This window comes from Actinomycetota bacterium, assembly GCA_041658565.1.
Classification (GTDB): Bacteria; Actinomycetota; AC-67; order AC-67; family AC-67; genus JBAZZY01.
Genome location: JBAZZY010000013.1, coordinates 1 through 17917, shown reverse-complemented (window position 1 = coordinate 17917; position 17917 = coordinate 1). Strand labels below are relative to the sequence as shown.

General features: G+C 65.1%; 19 protein-coding genes. 18 read left to right on the top strand and 1 reads right to left on the bottom strand.

What is annotated here, in order from left to right; all coding sequences use genetic code 11:
• The first annotated feature begins 121 nt into the window (after positions 1–121).
• The 18 genes from pdxS to WDA27_08255 all read left to right on the top strand — a co-directional run bounded on the left by pdxS (position 122) and on the right by WDA27_08255 (position 16586).
• Positions 122–1009 (top strand): pyridoxal 5'-phosphate synthase lyase subunit PdxS, encoded by an 888-nt coding sequence (gene pdxS / locus WDA27_08340; protein MFA5890945.1) that lies wholly within the window; start codon positions 122–124, stop codon positions 1007–1009.
• Between the two features lie 3 nt (positions 1010–1012).
• Positions 1013–1570 carry a pyridoxal 5'-phosphate synthase glutaminase subunit PdxT gene (pdxT, locus tag WDA27_08335; protein MFA5890944.1) on the top strand — a complete coding sequence of 186 codons (558 nt, stop codon included), beginning with the start codon at positions 1013–1015 and terminating at the stop codon, positions 1568–1570.
• 43 nt (positions 1571–1613) lie between these two features.
• Positions 1614–2360 (top strand): YebC/PmpR family DNA-binding transcriptional regulator, encoded by a 747-nt coding sequence (locus WDA27_08330; GenBank protein MFA5890943.1) that lies wholly within the window; start codon positions 1614–1616, stop codon positions 2358–2360.
• 76 nt (positions 2361–2436) lie between these two features.
• Complete coding sequence (gene ruvC / locus WDA27_08325) at positions 2437–2928, top strand: crossover junction endodeoxyribonuclease RuvC (protein MFA5890942.1); 492 nt, start codon at positions 2437–2439, stop codon at positions 2926–2928.
• The gene (ruvA, locus tag WDA27_08320; protein MFA5890941.1) at positions 2925–3518 is read left to right on the top strand and encodes a Holliday junction branch migration protein RuvA; all 594 of its coding nucleotides are present in this window, start codon (positions 2925–2927) and stop codon (positions 3516–3518) included. The genes ruvC and ruvA overlap by 4 nt, the downstream gene beginning before the upstream one ends.
• Complete coding sequence (gene ruvB, locus WDA27_08315) at positions 3515–4534, top strand: Holliday junction branch migration DNA helicase RuvB (GenBank protein ID MFA5890940.1); 1020 nt, start codon at positions 3515–3517, stop codon at positions 4532–4534. The genes ruvA and ruvB overlap by 4 nt, the downstream gene beginning before the upstream one ends.
• 100 nt (positions 4535–4634) lie before the next feature.
• On the top strand, positions 4635–4958 hold the full coding sequence (yajC, locus tag WDA27_08310; GenBank protein ID MFA5890939.1) for a preprotein translocase subunit YajC: 324 nt from the start codon (positions 4635–4637) through the stop codon (positions 4956–4958).
• A 27-nt stretch (positions 4959–4985) separates the two neighbouring features.
• Positions 4986–6473: a protein translocase subunit SecD gene (gene secD / locus WDA27_08305; protein ID MFA5890938.1), complete on the top strand. Its 1488-nt coding sequence runs from the start codon at positions 4986–4988 to the stop codon at positions 6471–6473.
• Entirely contained in the window at positions 6470–7624 is a 1155-nt protein-coding gene (secF, locus tag WDA27_08300; protein MFA5890937.1) for a protein translocase subunit SecF, read from the top strand. Before secD ends, secF begins: the two co-directional genes overlap by 4 nt.
• Positions 7621–8160, top strand: coding sequence for an adenine phosphoribosyltransferase (locus WDA27_08295; protein ID MFA5890936.1), 540 nt, complete (start codon positions 7621–7623; stop codon positions 8158–8160). Before secF ends, WDA27_08295 begins: the two co-directional genes overlap by 4 nt.
• Before the next feature lie 39 nt (positions 8161–8199).
• On the top strand, positions 8200–10446 hold the full coding sequence (locus tag WDA27_08290; protein ID MFA5890935.1) for a bifunctional (p)ppGpp synthetase/guanosine-3',5'-bis(diphosphate) 3'-pyrophosphohydrolase: 2247 nt from the start codon (positions 8200–8202) through the stop codon (positions 10444–10446).
• Positions 10446–10895 (top strand): D-aminoacyl-tRNA deacylase, encoded by a 450-nt coding sequence (dtd, locus tag WDA27_08285; protein ID MFA5890934.1) that lies wholly within the window; start codon positions 10446–10448, stop codon positions 10893–10895. The genes WDA27_08290 and dtd overlap by 1 nt, the downstream gene beginning before the upstream one ends.
• Positions 10896–10949: 54 nt before the next feature.
• A complete protein-coding gene (locus WDA27_08280) occupies positions 10950–11618 on the top strand; it encodes an MBL fold metallo-hydrolase (GenBank protein ID MFA5890933.1) in 669 nt (222 codons plus the stop codon).
• 2 nt (positions 11619–11620) lie between these two features.
• Entirely contained in the window at positions 11621–12889 is a 1269-nt protein-coding gene (gene hisS, locus WDA27_08275) for a histidine--tRNA ligase (protein ID MFA5890932.1), read from the top strand.
• Positions 12886–14634, top strand: coding sequence for an aspartate--tRNA ligase (aspS, locus tag WDA27_08270; protein MFA5890931.1), 1749 nt, complete (start codon positions 12886–12888; stop codon positions 14632–14634). The genes hisS and aspS overlap by 4 nt, the downstream gene beginning before the upstream one ends.
• Positions 14631–15983, top strand: a complete 1353-nt coding sequence (locus tag WDA27_08265) for a replication-associated recombination protein A (protein ID MFA5890930.1) — start codon at positions 14631–14633, stop codon at positions 15981–15983. Before aspS ends, WDA27_08265 begins: the two co-directional genes overlap by 4 nt.
• Positions 15980–16345, top strand: coding sequence for a DUF948 domain-containing protein (locus WDA27_08260; protein MFA5890929.1), 366 nt, complete (start codon positions 15980–15982; stop codon positions 16343–16345). Before WDA27_08265 ends, WDA27_08260 begins: the two co-directional genes overlap by 4 nt.
• A 1-nt stretch (position 16346) precedes the next feature.
• Positions 16347–16586 (top strand): hypothetical protein, encoded by a 240-nt coding sequence (locus WDA27_08255; GenBank protein MFA5890928.1) that lies wholly within the window; start codon positions 16347–16349, stop codon positions 16584–16586.
• Positions 16587–17126: 540 nt separating this feature from the next.
• Here WDA27_08255 and WDA27_08250 read toward each other — a convergent pair.
• On the bottom strand, positions 17127–17765 hold the full coding sequence (locus WDA27_08250; GenBank protein ID MFA5890927.1) for a response regulator transcription factor: 639 nt from the start codon (positions 17763–17765) through the stop codon (positions 17127–17129).
• Positions 17766–17917: the final 152 nt, after the last annotated feature.

Genomic DNA, 17917 nt, shown 5'->3' with positions numbered 1-17917 from the left:
CGGCTCGGTTGTGCGGACGGCTTCTCCGCAGGTTCCGCGGCGGCGGTTGCCGCGTTTCGCGCGCGCGGATAGGCTGGGGCCAAACCCCAGGTAGAGCCCTATTTCCGGGAGGAAGACTGTCGTGACTGACGAGCGGGGAACGGCCCGAGTCAAGCGTGGGCTGGCGGAGATGCTCAAGGGTGGCGTCATCATGGACGTCACCAACGCCGAGCAAGCCAAGATCGCCCAGGATGCCGGCGCGTGCGCCGTCATGGCCCTCGAGCGCGTGCCTGCGGACATCCGTCGCGAGGGTGGCGTTGCGCGCATGGCGGACCTCCGCGTGGTTGAGGAGATCATGTCCACGGTCACCGTCCCGGTCATGGCCAAGGCTCGCATCGGGCACTTCGTGGAGGCGCAAATCCTTCAGTCCGTCGGCGTGGACTACATCGACGAGAGCGAGGTTCTGACGCCGGCCGACGAGGCGTACCACATCAACAAGTGGGACTTCCCGGTGCCGTTCGTTTGTGGCGCGACGAATCTCGGCGAGGCGCTGCGGCGCATCGGTGAGGGCGCGGCGATGATCCGGTCGAAGGGAGAAGCCGGCACGGGCAACATCGTCGAGGCCGTGCGGCACCTACGTTCGATCCTCGGGGACATCAAACGTCTGACGGCTATGCCGCCCGAGGAGTTGATGACCTTTGCCAAGCAATTGGGCGCGCCGTTCGAATTGGTTCGCGAAATCTCCGCGGGTGGACACTTGCCCGTGGTGCTCTTCTGCGCCGGAGGCATTGCGACGCCGGCCGACGCGGCTTTGGTGATGCAGCTCGGGGCCGAGGGCGTGTTCGTCGGCTCGGGGATTTTCAAGAGCGACGACCCTGCCGCGCGCGCCAAGGCGATCGTCGAGGCGACGACCTACTACAACGACCCCGACGTTCTCGCGAAGGTGACGCGCGGGCTCGGAGAGCCGATGCGCGGACTCGACGTGCGGTCGATGCCCGACGAGGAGCGGCTGGCCGGACGGGGCTGGTAACGGGTGAAGGTCGGCGTCCTCGCCCTCCAGGGGGACTTCGAGGCGCATTGCAGGATCCTGCGCAAGCTCGGTGTTCATCCTGTCGATGTCCGCACGCCTGCCGAGCTGGATTCGGTCGATGCGCTGGTCATTCCCGGCGGTGAGTCCACGACGATCCGGATCGTGGCCACGGCCTCGGGGATGCTCGAGCCGTTGCGCGCGCGGGCGCGCTCTGGCTTGCCGATCTTCGGTACGTGCGCCGGCATGATCGTGTGCGCGCGCGAGATCGTCGACGGCGATCCGCCCATCCTCGGGATCGTGGACATCGCGGTGCGGCGCAACGCTTACGGGCGGCAGGTCCAGTCCTTTGAGAGCGATCTGGAATTTGCCGAGGCCGGCACGGTGCGCGCCGTCTTCATTCGCGCGCCGCGTATCGAGTCGGTCGGGCCCGGCGTCGAGGTCCTCGCGTCGCACGGGGCCGAGCCGGTCGCGGTGCGTCAGGGTCGGGTGCTGCTCGTGGCATTTCACCCTGAACTGACCGGCGACGAACGCGTGCATCGCGTGTTCCTGGACTCGATCTGAGGCGGTCCCGCCCACTTGCTAGGCTATTCGTGGAGGTTGATGTATGGGCGGTCACAGTCACTGGAAGGGCATCAAAGAGAAGAAGGGAGCGGCCGACGCCAAGCGCGGCAAGCTCTTCGCGAAATTGTTGCGGGCCATTGAGATTTCGGCTCGCCAGGGCGATCCCAACCCTGACAATAACCCGACCCTGTTCGATGCGATCCAGCGAGCGAAGGATGCCTCAACACCCAAGGACAACATCGAGCGTGCGATCAAACGCGGCTCGGGGGATGTATCCGGCGAGAACTGGGAGCGGGTTTCCTACGAAGGCTACGGTGCCGGTGGCGTTGCGATCTTGGTGGACGCGCTGACGAACAACCGTAACCGTACGTCGCAAGACCTGCGAGCGATCTTTCGCAAGCACGGCGGTAGCCTGGCCGAACCCGGCGCCGTGCAGTGGCTGTTCGAGCGCCGAGGTGTCGTGCTGGTCGAAAAGCAGAAGGCGTCCGAGGACGACGTCATGGCTGCGGCGCTGGAGGGCGGCGCCGACGACGTGCGCGAGGACGGGGACGAGTGGGAAGTCGTGTCGGCTCCCGCCGTGTTCGAGGCAGTCAAGGAGTCGCTTGCCGGGGCCGGCATCGAAATCGCCTCCGCGGAGGTGACGATGCTTCCGCAGAACACCGTGGCCGTCGACGGGACCGAGGCGCGCTCGGTGCTGAAGCTGATCGATGCGCTCGAGGATCACGACGACGTTCAGCAGGTGTTCGGCAACTTCGACATCCCCGACTCGATCTTCGCCGACGCCGGCTGATTCCCGGGTTCTTGAGCCGCCCCTGTGTCCCGAGTATCCTGCTCGTACATATGTTCGAGGAGCGGCCTTGCGCGTAATGGGGATCGACCCGGGGCTCACCCGCACGGGGTTCGGCGTGGTGGAGTCCAAGGGCGGCGTGTTGCGCGCGCTCACGTCCGGCACGGTCCGGTCGGAGGCGTCGCAGCCTGTGCCCGAACGCTTGCTTGCGCTGTGTCTGTCGCTGGAGCGGGTGATGGAGCAATTCGAGCCTGATGCCGTTGCGATCGAGCGGGTGTTCTTCAACGCGAACGTGCGCACGGCAATTCAAACGGGGCAGGCATCGGGCGTCGCTTTGCTGGCCGCGGCCGAAGCCGGCGTCCCGGTATTTGAGTACACGCCGACGCAGGTGAAGAGCGCCGTCGTGGGCGTTGGAAACGCGAGCAAGGACCAAGTGCAGTTCATGGTGCGAACGATCTTGCAGTTGAAGCAGGCTCCGGACTCGGCCGATGCGGCCGATGCGCTAGCCCTTGCGATTACGCATACGCACGGACACCGCATGCGCGCCGCGCTGGAAGGATCTCGATCGTGATTGCGAGCCTCGACGGCGTGGTTGCGGAGGTTCTCGCCGATGGAGCGGTGATCGAGGTGCGCGGCGTGGGGTATCGCGTGCACATGCCGGTAAGCGTCGTTGCCGAGTTGCCCGCGCGGGGGCAGCGCGCGCGCGTTCTCACTCACATGCACGTGCGCGAAGACGCGATGACGCTCTTCGGCTTCTCGACCTCCGAGCAACGTGATTTGTTCACGGTGCTTCTGGGCGTGAACGGCCTTGGCCCCAAGGGTGCCCTCGCGGTGCTGTCGGTGTACTCACCCGATGCCTTTCGCAAGGCGCTCTCGACCGAGGACGTAGAGGCGCTCACTCTCATTCCTGGAATCGGCAAGAAGACCGCGCAGCGCATGATCCTGGAGTTGCGCGAGAAGCTTGCGTTGCCGGCGCTGGAATCGGTACCCGGCGGGGACGGATCAGCGCGCGCGGCGCTGGTCGAGGTCAGAGACGCGCTTCTCACGCTGGGGTACACGCCGGCGGAGGCGCGTTCGGCGCTTGAGACGCTGCCGCGCGAGGGCGATGTGGCCGTCGAGAGCCTGCTCAAGATGGCACTGAAGGAGCTGGCGCGCGCATGACGGTCGAAGAGGGGGTTCTCGGCCCGCACGTTGTCCCCGAAGAGATCGAGTTCGAGGCGTCGATTCGGCCGCGGGTGCTTGCCGAGTTCGTCGGGCAGAACCAAGTGAAGCGTCAGGTAGGGCTGATCATCGAAGCCGCGCGCAACCGCGGCACTCCGCCCGATCATCTGCTGTTCAGCGGCCCCCCGGGGCTCGGCAAGACATCGCTGGCGTACATCGTTGCCGCGGAGCTTTCGGCGACACTTCGGCCGACGTCGGGGCCGTCCCTCGATCGGGCCGGCGATCTTGCGGCGATCGTGACGAACCTGGAGCACGGCGACGTCTTGTTCATCGACGAGATCCACCGACTTCCAAGGCCGGTTGAGGAAGTCCTTTACCAGGCGATGGAGGACTTCAAGCTCGACGTTGTGATTGGGAAGGGGCCCGCCGCGCGCAGCATTCGCATCGACATCCCGCCGTTCACGCTGATCGGCGCGACCACGCGAACCGGTCTGCTCACCAGTCCGTTGCGGCACCGGTTCGGCTACAGCGCCCGGCTGGATTACTACGAGGTGGACGACTTGTGCGCGATCGCGCGCCGCAGTGCGACGGTTCTGTCGGTGGACCTGGACGCAGACGGCGCCGCCGAGATCGCGAGTCGCGCGCGCGGGACACCGCGCATCGCCAATCGGCTCCTGCGGCGGGTCCGCGACTACGCGGAGGTGAAGGCCGACGGCCGGGTCACCGAGGCGGTAGCGCGCGCGGCCCTGGAGATGTTCGAAGTGGACGAGCTGGGTCTGGACAAACTCGATATCGCGGTGCTGCGCACGATCGTCGAGAAGTTCGGCGGCGGTCCGGTGGGGATCTCGACGCTTTCGGCGGCTCTGAGCGAGGAGCCCGACACGATCGAGGACGTCTCGGAGCCGTATCTGCTGCAGATCGGGTTCCTGCAGCGAACGCCTCGTGGCCGAGTCGCGACCCCGGCCGCGTACGAGCACCTTGGCCTCTTGCGCCCTGGGGGTTCGACCCTGCTGTGATGCCGGTGCAACCGGCCTCGTTGCGCCGGATGGGGGCCCCTTCTATGATTTGCCCGCGTCACGGCCCGTGAGTCGCGGGCCCTTTTTTTCGGGAGTACACATGGTGTTGGCGATCATTGCGCAGGCTGCGGGCGGGAATCAGTCCGGTCCGTTGAACTACCTCGTCTTTCCGTTGATCCTGGGGGCGATGTACTTCTTCATGATTCGGCCGCAGCGGCGCGCGCGCGAGCAGCACATGCAACTCGTGCGCAGCATCCAGGTCGGGGACGAGATCGAGACCGCATCGGGCATCTTCGGAAGGGTGCGCCGCCTGGACGACAACACCGTTTGGCTCGATATCGCGTCGGGCGTGACGATCAAGATGTCGCGGGCGGCTGTGCGCCGGAAGGTCATTCCGACGAACGGGCACGGGTCCGAAGGTTGATTTTGCGGGGGATGTGAGGCTGAGTCCATGGCGGCAACGAGAACGAGGTACTGGCGCGCGCTGGTGGCCCTGGCGCTGCTGCTGGGAGGGATCTACGGCGTCATTGCGTGGAAGAGTTACGCTCCGCGGCTGGGTTTGGACCTAAAGGGTGGGATTTCGGTGGTCCTTGTCCCCAAGTCGGGGGAGACCGTCGACAAGGGGTCGCTGCAGAAGGCTGTAGACATCATTCAGCAGCGCGTGGACGCCCTTGGGGTTGCAGAACCTGATATCTCGCTGCAAGGCGACAACATCCTGGTGCAGATCCCTGGGATCAAGGACACGACCAAGGCCCTCAGGTTGATTGGCACGACGGCGAAGCTCAGCTTCCGTCCGGTACTTGCGCGGGTGACGACGGACACCGCGCCGCCGGGTGCGGCATTGCCGGAATGCAGCGACCCCAACACCTTCCCCGAGGATGTGCCGACGAAGCAGGTTGTCCTATGCGTGAAGGATCGCGACCCCCAGACCGGAGCGGGGACCGATCCCGCCGCTTGGGAGCGGCTCTTGCTGGGCCCCGTGGAACTCCAAGGCAGCGACGTGAGCACCGCGCTGGCTGAGTTGCCGCCTGCCGGACAGGGCGGGGGCGGCTGGGAGGTCTCGCTTCGCTTGACGGCGGCCGGGGCGAAGAAGTTCGAATCCATCACTGGGAAGCTTGCCTGCAATCCCCTCGGGGACGCGTCTCGCCAACTGGCGATCGTTCTCGACCGCCTCGTCGAATCGAACCCGCAGATGGGGGAGACGGTTCAGTGTAACCAGGGGATCGATGGAGGAACCGCTCAGATCACCGGCAACTTCTCTGAGCGTGAGTCCAAGGACCTCGCCCTCGTGCTTCGCTACGGCGCGCTGCCGATCGAATTGGTCCCAACGACGACCACGACGATCAGTCCGACGCTGGGTAAAGAGTCCTTGCGCAGCGGCCTGGTGGCAGGCGCGATCGGCCTCGGAGTGGTGCTGCTGTACGTGCTGCTGTTCTACCGGGCGCTCGGGATGATCATCTGGATCGGAATCGCGATCCATGGTGGGCTGACCGTGGGTGTCGTGATCTTGCTGGGACAGTTCGCGGGATTCGCCTTGTCCCTGGCGGGGATTGCGGGGTTGATCGTGTCTCTCGGTATCGCGGCGGACTCGTTCATTGTGTATTTCGAACGCATCAAGGACGAGGTTCATCAAGGGCGCACTGTGCGGGCGTCGGTGGACAGGGCGTGGACCAGCGCGTGGGGCACGATCGTGGCCGCCGACTTGGTCACGGCGCTTGCGGCGGGTGTCTTGTATTTCCTTGCGGTCGGAGGGGTTCGCGGGTTCGCGCTCACCCTTGGGCTTGCGACGGGTCTCGACCTGTTCGTCTCCCGGTGGTTTATGCACCCCAGCGTCTGGCTGCTCGCACAAACGAAGCGATTCAATGAGAGTAAGACGCTTGGAATGCGTTCGATCGCCGGAGTCGGCGACGCGTTGCCGGCTGGAGGGACGAGCAAATGAGCGGCCTGGGCAAGATCGTTCGCGGTGAGGCCAACTTCGACATCATCGGTCGCCTGAAGATGTGGGCGGCCGTCTCCGGCGTGCTGATCGCTGCCAGTTTTCTCGGACTGTTCGGTCGCGGGCTGAATCTCGGATTGGAGTTCAAGGGCGGGACCTCGCTGACCGTTCCCCTCAAGCAGGAGATGCCGGCGAAAGACATCGAGCACGCGCTGGCGAAGTTCGATCTCGCTGATCTGAAGGTGCAGGTCTCGACCGACCGGGCCACCAAGCAGCGACAGGCGTTGGTCCGCACAAGTCATGTTGAAGATCGGCAGAAGTTGATCGGAATCCAGACCGCGCTTGCGGTGATCGGCGAACAGCGTCTTGCCGACGGCTCCCCGAATCTGGACGCGGTCAGCCTGCAGGACGTGGGTCCCACTTGGGGCAAGCAGGTATCGAGCAAGGCATTGCGGGGACTAATTGTCTTCCTCGTTTTGGTGGCCTTGTATATCGGCGTGCGATTCGAAGCAAGGATGGCAATCGCCGCGTTGTTTGCTTTGCTTCACGACCTGATCGTGACCGCCGGGCTCTACGCCCTGATCGGCTTCGTCGTCACTCCCGCGACGGTGATCGCTTTGCTTACGTTGCTCGGTTACTCGCTGTACGACACCGTTGTTGTGTTCGACAAGATCCGCGAGAACACGAAATCGATTGGGCGCTCCGACCGGATCACCTATTCCGAAATCGCGAACCGGTCCGTGAACCAAGTGCTGATGCGTTCGATCAACACGTCGATGTCGACCTTGATGCCGATTTCGGCATTGTTGTTCGTCGGCGTCTATCTGTTTAAGGCCGGCACGCTGGAGGACCTTGCACTTGCCTTGTTCATCGGGATGCTCGTGGGGACGTACTCGAGCATCTTTGTTGCTTCGCCGCTGCTTGCGGTGTTGAAGGAGCGCGAGCCGCGGTACCGCTCTATTCGGATGCGGGCCATGCGTGACTCAAGCGGCGAGGCGCGCGAGCAGGTGCGCGTATCGACGTCCGTCGACCCGGATGAAACGGTGCCGAGTCCGGTTGCCCCGGCGCGCCCGGCAACCTCGGCCCGGGTTGCGACATCTGCTCCTCGGCAGAGAGGGCGCAAGCGAGGGGCCGGAAAAGGTCGCCGGCGGTGACCGACCGAAGTGCGCGGACCGAGCGCCTTCTTGCGCGGCGGGTCCGGGACATCCCGGACTTCCCGAAGCCCGGGATCATGTTCCGCGACATCACCCCACTCATGGGGGACCACGTCACGCTCTCAACGGTGATCGACGAGATCTCGGTGGGGTTCGGGCGCGGAAGTCTCGACAAGGTAGTCGGCATCGAGGCGCGCGGGTTCATTGTGGCGGCGCCGGTGGCCTATCACCTAGCCGCCGGGTTCGTCCCGGTTCGCAAGCAGGGCAAGCTGCCGTGGCACACCGAGGCGGAGAACTACTCGCTGGAGTACGGCGAGGAGACGCTCGAGATCCACAGTGATGCGATTCAGCCCGGAGAACGGGTCGCGATCGTGGATGACGTGCTGGCAACGGGCGGAACTGCCTTGGCCACGGCTCGACTGGTCGAGCGGCTCGGGGGCAAGGTTGTGCGCATCGCGTTCGTTATTGAACTCGAAGCGTTGCGCGGCCGGGACCGTCTGGCCGAATACGACCTGCTGTCGCTTCTGCGGTTTTAGGCGGCGGTAGGGCCGCACGGGCCCCGCTACACTAGGGACATGGAGACCCCGGCAGGCGCACCGCCGGAAGGGCGGCGCAAGGGAGTGCTCGCGCGCCTGCGTCCTGCGGACGGCGAGGCTCTCGACATGCGCTTGCAGAAACTACTCCAGGCGGTGCGCACCGGGAACCCGAAAGCAGACCTGAAGCTCATCGAACGTGCCTACCACTACGCCTCCGAGTCTCACCGCAATCAGTATCGGGCTTCGGGTGAGCAGTTCATCGATCATCCGCTTGAGGTCGCACTGATCCTCGCGGATATGAACTTGGACACCGCGACGATCGTGTGTGCGTTGCTGCACGACGTTGTAGAGGACACGCCGCTCACTCTCAAGGATATCGCTGCCGAGTTCGGTGAAGAGACGGCGGCGATCATCGACGGGGTCACCAAACTCGACAAGATCACGTTCCGGTCCCGCGAGGCGCACCAGGCTGAGACCTTGCGCAAGATGATCATCGCGATGGCCCGAGACATTCGTGTTCTGCTGATCAAGCTGGCCGACCGCCTCCACAACATGCGCACGATCGGCCATCTTGCCCGCGAGACGCAGGAACTGAAAGCTCGCGAGACGCTGGAGATCTACGCGCCGCTGGCGCACCGGTTGGGGATCCACCAAATTAAGTGGCAATTGGAAGACCTCGCGTTCGCGACGCTGCACCCGAAGCAGTTCGAAGAGATCGTGCGGATGGTGGAGGAGCGTCAACCCGAGCGCGAGAAGTTGGTGGTGAAGGTTATCGAGGACCTGTCGTCCGCTTTGCGTGAGACCAAGGTCAAGGCGACCATCAGTGGGCGACCTAAGCACTACTGGTCGATCTACCAGAAGATGGTGATCCGCGGCAGGGAGTTCGCCGACATCTACGACTTGGTGGGCCTGCGCGTTATCACCGAGTCCCTCAAGGATTGTTACGGGGTACTTGGAATCAGCCACGCACTGTGGAAGCCGGTGCCGGGCCGCTTCAAGGACTACGTGGCGATGCCCAAGTTCAACATGTATCGGTCTTTACACACGACGGTCGCGGGCCCCGGCGGACGGCCGCTGGAGATACAGATCCGGACCGAGTCGATGCATCGAACGGCGGAGTACGGCATCGCCGCGCACTGGAAGTACAAGGACGGAAAGGGTGCCGACGACACGGATCTGTCGTGGCTCGGGCAGATGCTTGACTCGCAGAAGGAACTGGCTGATCCCGGCGAGTTCATGGAGAGTCTGCGCATCGATTTGTATCAAGACGAAGTCTTCGTCTTTACGCCCAAGGGCGATGTGCGCGCGTTTCCCGCAGGCGCGACCCCGATCGACTTCGCTTACGCCGTCCATACAGAAGTGGGTCATCGGTGCGCGGGAGCCAGGATCAACGGCAAGCTCGTTCCGTTGACGACCGGACTGCGTTCGGGCGACTCCGTCGAGATCATCACGTCGAAGTCGCCGGATGCGGCACCGTCTCAGGACTGGCTGCAGGTCGTGGCGACTTCGCGCGCGCGCAACAAGATCCGCGCGTGGTTTACGCGGGAGCGACGCGAAGACGCGATCGAAAAGGGCCGCGACGACCTGATGCGCGCGTTGCGAAAGGCGAGCCTCCCGGTGCAGGGAACGCTTTCCTCAGGCGCGCTCGGTTCGGTTGCCGGCGCCCTGCACTTCGCGTCGGTCGAGGCGATGGAAGCGGCGATTGGAGAGGGGCACATCTCCGCCTTTGTTGTCGTGCAGCGACTCGAGCACGAAGTGTCCGACGACGAAGACATTATGCCGGCGCCGTCGCGACCCGTGCGGATGCGCGCGCCGTCCGAGCATGGCGTGGTCGTGGAAGGAGTGAGCGACGTTTTGGTGCGTCTTGCGCGGTGCTGCACTCCGGTCCCGCAGGACAAGATCATCGGCTTCGTCACACGGGGCCGGGGCGTTTCGGTACACCGGGCGGACTGCCCGAACGCGGGGGCCCTCGGCGAGCAGGCAGAGCGCGCCATCGATGTTCGCTGGGACGCCGCCCGAAAGGGCGCGTTCACAGTCGGCATCTTGGTGCAGGCGCTGGACCGTACGAAGTTGCTGCGCGACGTCACTACTGCCATCAGTGAGATGGGAGTGAACATCCTCGGGTCGTCGAGCCACACCGACCCACGCACGCGCACCGCGGCGTTGCGGTTCAACGTCGAACTTGCCGACCCTCAGCACCTTGCTCACATCCTTCACCAGATCAAGCGAGTGGACGCCGTCTACGACGCAGAGCGCATCGTGCCCGGCCACGGAAAGAACGGGTAGTGCGAGCAGTCGTTCAGCGCGCGTCTCGCGCGTCGCTGCGGGTGGACGGTTCCGAGGTTTCATCCATCGGTCGTGGATTGGTGGTGCTCGTCGGCGTGACCGTGCGCGACTTGGCCCAGGACGCCGTGTGGCTCGCCGGGAAGGTCGTGGGCCTGCGAGTGTTTCCGGACGACGAGGGGACCATGAACCTTTCCCTCGCCGAGGCAGGTGGAGAAGTGCTGGCGGTCTCGCAGTTCACACTCTTGGGAGACGTTCGCCGCGGACGCCGGCCCAGTTACGTCGACGCTGCACCCCCCGAAGTCGCCGAACCGTTGTACCGGCAGTTCGTCGAGGCGTTGCGCGGTCATGGGATACCAACCTGCGAGGGCCGGTTTCGCGCGCACATGGAAGTCGAACTGGTGAACGACGGTCCGGTCACCATCTTGCTCGACTCCGAGAAGCGGTTTTAGCGCAGAGCAAAAGGCGCACGTCGGGTCTTTGGGCCGCTGGTAGGATGCCCCGCGATGATCGTAGAGGGCTTCACCTCAGGGGTTTTCCAGTCCAACACCTATGTTCTGGCCGCTGCCGCCGGACAGAGCGCCGTCGTCGTGGATCCCGGCCAGGATGCCGCCGGTACCGTCGCCGAGCGCCTCGCCGAGCACGGGCTCCGGCTGGAAGCCGTCTTGCTCACCCACGGGCACGTGGATCACATCTGGTCGGCCAAGGAAGTGTGCGACGCCGCCGGTGTTCCCGCGTTCATCCACCCGGCCGACCGCTACCTGATGGACGATCCTGCTGCGGCGCTGGGCGCGATGGGGTTCGGGGACTTCAAGATCGAAGCACCTGCCGATATCCGTGACTTGGCCGATGCCGACGAGTTGAACTTCGGCGGGCTGCGACTTCAGGTGCGCCACACTCCGGGCCACACGCCCGGACACTGCGTGTTCGTTGCCGACGGTTTGGTCATGACCGGCGACCTGATCTTCCAGGGCTCGATCGGGCGCACGGACTTTCCCGGCGGGTCTCTCCCGGAGCTGATGGACTCGATCCGGCGCGCGGTGATGTCACTCGATGACGACGTTGCGATTCTGTCGGGGCACGGTCCGGCGACTTCGGTCGGCGTTGAACGCCGGCACAACCCGTTCGTGCTCGCCGACGCGCGCGGCGAACTCAACGACATGCTGGGGATGTAGACGTGGCGAACGAGATTCAACCACCACGCGGAACACAGGACATCCTGCCGCCGCTTTCCGAGCAGTTCGAGGCGCACGAGCGTCGCGGTGCGCAGATCTTCGGGCGCGCGGGGTACTCCAGGGTCATCACGCCGATGTTCGAGGACACCGCGCTGTTTGTGCGCGGCGTGGGGGAGTCCTCCGACATCGTGAACAAAGAGATGTACACCTTCGAGGATCGCAGCGGGAACTCACTGACTTTGCGTCCGGAGGGGACCGCGGCGGTGATGCGCGCGGTCATCAGCAACCACCTGTGGGACGCCGGGTTGCCGATCAAGCTTTGGTACAGCGCGGCGATGTTCCGCTACGACCGTCCGCAAAAGGGCCGGTATCGCCAGCACCACCAGTTGGGGATCGAGGCCATCGGGTCCGACGATCCGGCGATCGACGCGGAGGTGATCGCGCTCGGCAAGGAGTTGCTCGATGCCGCCGGCGTCACCGGAACGCGCCTGCTGTTGAACAGCATTGGCCACCCCGGATGCCGCGGGGACTATCTGCCGAAGTTGCGCGCGTTCTTGGAGCAGCACCGCGACGAGTTGGATGCGGACTGCGGCCGCCGCATGACTACGAATCCGTTGCGAGTGTTCGACTGCAAGGTGGAGCGCGATCAACAGATCCTCGCGGATGCTCCGACAATCGACGAGGACCTTTGCGACGAGTGCCGCGCGCACTTCGAGGCCGTACAGGGCCACCTTCGCGATGCGGGCATTGAGTTCACCATCGACGCGCGCATGGTTCGAGGACTCGACTACTACACGCGCACCGCGTTCGAGTTTCAGGCCGATGTGCTGGAGGCTGCGCAAAGCACCGTGCTGGGCGGCGGGCGCTACGACTTGCTCAGCGAGATGATCGGTGGACCGCCGATGCCGGGCATCGGTTTCGGTTCGGGAATCGAGCGCGTGCTGCTCGCGGCCGAAGCCGCCGGCGCGTTGCCCGAGCCGCCGCGCCTTGACTGCTATGTGATCGCGTTGGGCGAGTCCGAACGTACTGCGGGACTCGTGCTGGTGTCGGCCGCGCGCCGCGCAGGCCTCGGCGCCGACTTCGCATACATGGCGCGCGGACTGAAGGCGCAGTTGAAGCACGCCGACCGGATCGGCGCGCGCTACGCGGTGCTGATCGGTGCGAAGGAATTGGCGGACGGCAACGCCACGCTTCGCGACATGGTGTCGGGAGAACAAACGGCGGTGCCGCTGCTGGACGTGCCCGCATGGCTGAAGGAGCAAACGAAATGATGCGAACCCGCGAGTGCGGGACGTTGCGCGCGGCGGACGCCGGCGCGCAGGTGACGCTTGCCGGATGGGTCCACCATCGGCGGGACCATGGGAAAGTCATCTTCCTCGACCTTCGTGATGCGAGCGGCACCGTGCAGGTCGTCGTGCATCCCGACGAGTCGGCCGAGGCGTATGAGGCTGCGCTGGAAGTGCAGCGCGAGTTCTGCGTGCAGATTTCCGGCGAGGTCGCCGCGCGCCGCCCGGGCACCGAAAACGAACGCTTGGAGACCGGCGACGTTGAGGTGCGCGCGCGCGCCTTGACGGTCCTGTCGCCGTCCGCGACCCCGCCGTTCGTGATCGAAGACGGCGTCGAGGTGGACGAAGGAACGCGCCTGAAGTATCGCTACCTGGATCTGCGGCGTCCCGAGATGCAAGGCGCGATTCGCTTGCGCCATGCGTTGACACGCGGCATCCGCACATTCCTCGACGGACGCGGGTTCATCGACATCGAAACTCCGACGCTCACGCGCTCGACGCCTGAGGGCGCGCGCGACTTCCTCGTGCCTTCGCGCCTGCAGCCCGGAACGTTCTACGCGCTGCCGCAGTCGCCGCAGTTGTTCAAGCAGTTGCTGATGGTGTCGGGCCTGGAGCGCTATTACCAGATCGCGCGTTGCTGGCGCGACGAGGACTTGCGCGCCGATCGCCAGCCCGAGTTCACGCAACTCGACCTCGAGATGTCCTTCGTCGAGGAATCCGACATCCAGGTCTTGATGGAAGAACTCATGGTGTCGCTGTGGCGCGACGTCCTGGGTGTCGAGGTCTCGGCGCCGTTCCCGCGCATGACTTACGACGAGTGCATGCGCCGCTACGGCAGCGACAAGCCGGACGTCCGCTTCGCCATGGAGTTGGCCGACGTCGGCGCGGTGTTCGAAGGAACAGGACTCGGGATCTTCCGCAAGGTTCTGGAGGACCCGCAAGGCTCGATGCTCGCAATTGGGGTTCCCGGCGGTGCGTCGATGCATCACAACGAGTTGCGGCGCCTGGAGCAACTCGCGCGCGAGCGCGGCGCAAAAGGCCTTGCGTGGTTCCGCCTGACCGAGAACGGCTTGGACTCGCCGCTCGCCAAGCATGTCGACGACGCGTTGATTGCTCGACTCGTGCAGGCTCTGGGTTTGACCACGGGCGACCTGGCCTTGGTGTGTGCCGACAAGACCGACGTTGCGCGCGCGGTCTTGGGCGCGCTTCGCGTTGTGGTCGCGCAGGATCGTGGACTGATCCCGGAGGGTCGCTGGGAGTTCCTTTGGATGACCGACCCGCCGCTGTTCGAGTGGGATCCCGACGACGAGCGATGGGTGAGCGTGCATCATCCCTTCACGTCGCCCCAGGGCCCGGTCGAGCAGATGGTCCAGGATCCCGGCAACACCAAGGCGCGCGCCTACGACTTGGTGCTGAACGGTGTTGAACTCGGCGGCGGCAGCATTCGTATCCACCGTCGCGACGTTCAGGTGCGCGTGCTGGAGGCGCTGAAGCGCGATCCGGCCGAGTTCGACTTCTTGCTCGAAGCGTTCGGTTACGGCGCGCCCCCGCATGGTGGAATCGCCATGGGCATCGACCGCATGGCCATGCTCATGTCCGGGCGGGAGTCGATTCGCGACGTGATCGCCTTCCCGAAGACGCAGTCCGGCGGGGATCCCATGACCGGCGCGCCCACGGGCGTCGAGGCGCGGCAGTTGAAGGACCTTGGCCTGAAGCAGCAGCCGTCGTGAGTTCTCCCCGCCGTCCTGCGCAAGGTCCGTCGCTCTTCGGCGGCGAGCGCGGGCGCGCGGGAGGTTTGAATGCCGGACCCGACGCGCCCCTCGCCGCGCGCATGCGGCCGCGCACGCTGGAGGAGTTCGCCGGCCAAGGGCATCTTCTTGAACCGGGAACGGTGCTGCGAGGTTTGATCGAGCAAGATCGCTTGCACTCGGTCTTGCTGTTTGGTCCGGCGGGCACCGGCAAGACCAGTCTCGCGATCCTGGTCGCGCAGGCAACGCACGCTGCATTCGAAACGCTGTCGGCAGTGGTGGCCGGTGTTGCGGACGTGCGTCGTGTTGTAGAGGAAGGACGCAGCCGCCTCGAGGTCGCCGGCAGGCGCACGGTCTTGTTCGTGGACGAGGTTCACCGGTTCAACAAGGCCCAGCAAGACGCCCTCTTGCCGGGAGTGGAAGCCGGATGGGTCGTCTTCATCGGAGCCACCACCGAGAACCCGTTCTTCAGCGTGATCGGGCCGCTGCTTTCGCGAAGCACGCTGTTTCGATTGGAGCCGCTGTCCGACGCGGACCTCGTTGCGATCTTGGGGCGCGCGCTTGCCGATCCCGAGCGCGGACTCGCCGCCGCGGTCGAAGCCGGCGAAGAAGTCCTTGCGAGCATTGCCGCGCGCGCCGAAGGGGACGCTCGCATTGCGCTGAATGCGCTCGAAGCGGCCGCCGAGCACGCCGCCGCGCGAGGCTCGGCATTGATCGAGTCGACCGACGTGACCGACGCGATGCGCGAGCGCATCATCCGCTGGGATCGCTCCGGCGATCAGCACTACGACACCGTTTCCGCGTTCATCAAATCCCTTCGCGGGTCCGACCCCGACGCCGCGCTCGCATGGCTGGCTCGGATGCTCGAGGCCGGCGCCGACGCGCGCTTCATCGCGCGCCGGATGGTCATCTTCGCCTCCGAGGACGTCGGCATTGCCGATTCGACGGCGCTTCACACCGCGATGGCAGCGGCGCAGGCCGTCGAGTTCGTCGGGCTGCCCGAGGTCCGGTTGAACCTCGCGCACGCCGCCGTGGCGCTCGCGCTGGCGCCCAAGTCCAACGCGGTCATCCGCGCCATCAACGCCGCACAGAAAGACCTCGCCGAGCGAGGCCAAGGCACGGTTCCGGCCCACCTTCGCGACGCGAGTTACCGCGGCGCGCGCACCCTCGGGCACGGCACCGGGTATAAATACCCCCACGACCCTTCGGAAGGCGCCGCTGAGCAGCGCTATATGCCGGAGGGATTCGAGGGTCGTCGCTACTGGAAGCCCGAGCAGCGGTTGGGCTGGCGACGGGAGTCCACGCAACAGGACGAGGAGAGGGAGTCATGATCGCAGCCATGACCGCGCGCGACTGGGCCGTCGTCGCGCTGGCATCCTCGGGCGCGCTCGCGCTGTTCATCGCAGCGGTCGTGATCTCGAACCTGTTCCGCGTGGTGACAAGCCTGCAGAACCTTGTGGACGGTGTCGCATCCGAGACCGTTCCGCTTCTAAAGGAAGCGAGTCACACCGTCGCCGGCGTGAACAAGGAACTCGAGCGCGTGGACGTGATCCTCGGAAACGTCCAGCGCGTGTCCGAGAACGCCGAGACGATCTCGGACACGGTGCGGGCCGTCGTGACGAACCCGTTGGTCAAGGCGCTGGCGTTCGCCGCAGGCGCGCGCCGCGCGACGCGCAAGTTCAAAGGGAAGTAGCGTGCGGCGTCTGTTCTGGGCGATCGTCGGCATCGGCATCGGCGTGGTCATCGGCATCGAGGCGGTGCGCTGGATGAACCGAACCAAGGAACGCTTCGCGCCCCCGAACCTCGCGCGCGACGCCGCCGGGTACTTCCAAGGACTCGGAGATCGGTTGAAGTCCGCGATCTCCGAAGGCCGGCAAGAAATGGCCGAGGCCGAAATCACCATCCGCGCCGACCTGGGCCTGCCGTCGAGATAGGCGCGCTCCGCCTGTGCAACCCTGGGAATTGACCCGCCAGTGCCGCCCCTATACTTTTTGTCCGCTTCGTGGATACGCCGGGGTTTGGCGACCGGGGTTCGTGTTCGGCGGGGTCAGCATGAATGGCTTGGTTGAAGATGCGCGTAATTCGTCTGGGGTATGCCGCTGCAGAGATCGACGAGCTGCAGCGGCAGGCCGGAGCCCGGAGCATGCTCGAACGCTTCTTCGGGATAGTCCGGGGAGAGGCGGAGCCGTATCCACTCGGGCTCGTCGAGGAGGCGACCGCCATCCTCGTCGCCTCGGAGCTTTCGGTGGCTGATGGAGGCAGACCGGTGCTACTGCGCGAGGTGCTCGCATCCGGGAACCAGCGGCGCGAGCACCCCGACGGGAATGGGCCAAGCGCGAACCAATCCTCGAAATCGGACGCGTTGACTCCGACAGTTCGGCGCGGCGGACTCCGAACCGCACACCTTTGGATCTCGAGGACAAGATCGATCTTTTCGACCCCCCCAGAGCTGATGGAAGCGGGCGCGCGCCGGCTTAAGGGAGCACCAGAAAAATGATTCCACGCCGGATCGCCGTCGCAAGGCCTTGGAGCTTCGAATGGCTTTCCAGTTTCGTCAGGATCGACTCGACGTGATTCCGGATGCTTCGCTCGCTCAGGCCGAGTTCTGCGCCAATCGCGCTGTTCGGTAGTCCCTTGGGAAACAGCTTCAAGATCTCGAGCTCCAGCGGAGTTAGGTTCGCGGCTTGCCGGCCGGGCTCGCTTTGCAGGGTGTTCAGCGCGCGAGCGAAGACTTTCGACGGGATTGCAACTCGACCTGCCATTGCTGTTCGTGCCGCCGTGGCTAGGTCTGTCAGCCGACCGGCCTTCGGGACAAATCCGACGCATCCCGCGTCCAGCGCGGCTGCGACGACTTCTTCGTCATCAGGGCTGCCCACCATGATCACGCGTGCCTCGCTGTGTTTGTCGCGAAGCATTGCCACGAGGTCGAGGCCATCGCCGTCGGGCAAGCGATCGCTTGTGGTGATGACGTCGGGGCGGCGCTCGATGGCCAGATCCAGGGCGTCGCCGGTGGAAAGGGCGATGCCGACGACCTCCATGTCGTCCTGGCTGTTGAGAAAGGCACCCAGAGCGTCGGCAAAGATCTGGTGCTCTTCGACGACGAGTAGCTGCATGTCATCCCTCCCGCATCTCACGCCGTGGGGGGGGGGACAGTGATGGATGTCCAAGGCTGCACCCCATTCTAGAACTACGGTACCAGACGAACTTTCGCAGATCAGGTGACTGGGCGTTCACCCAGCCGGCCCCGCGAGCCACTCAACAAACA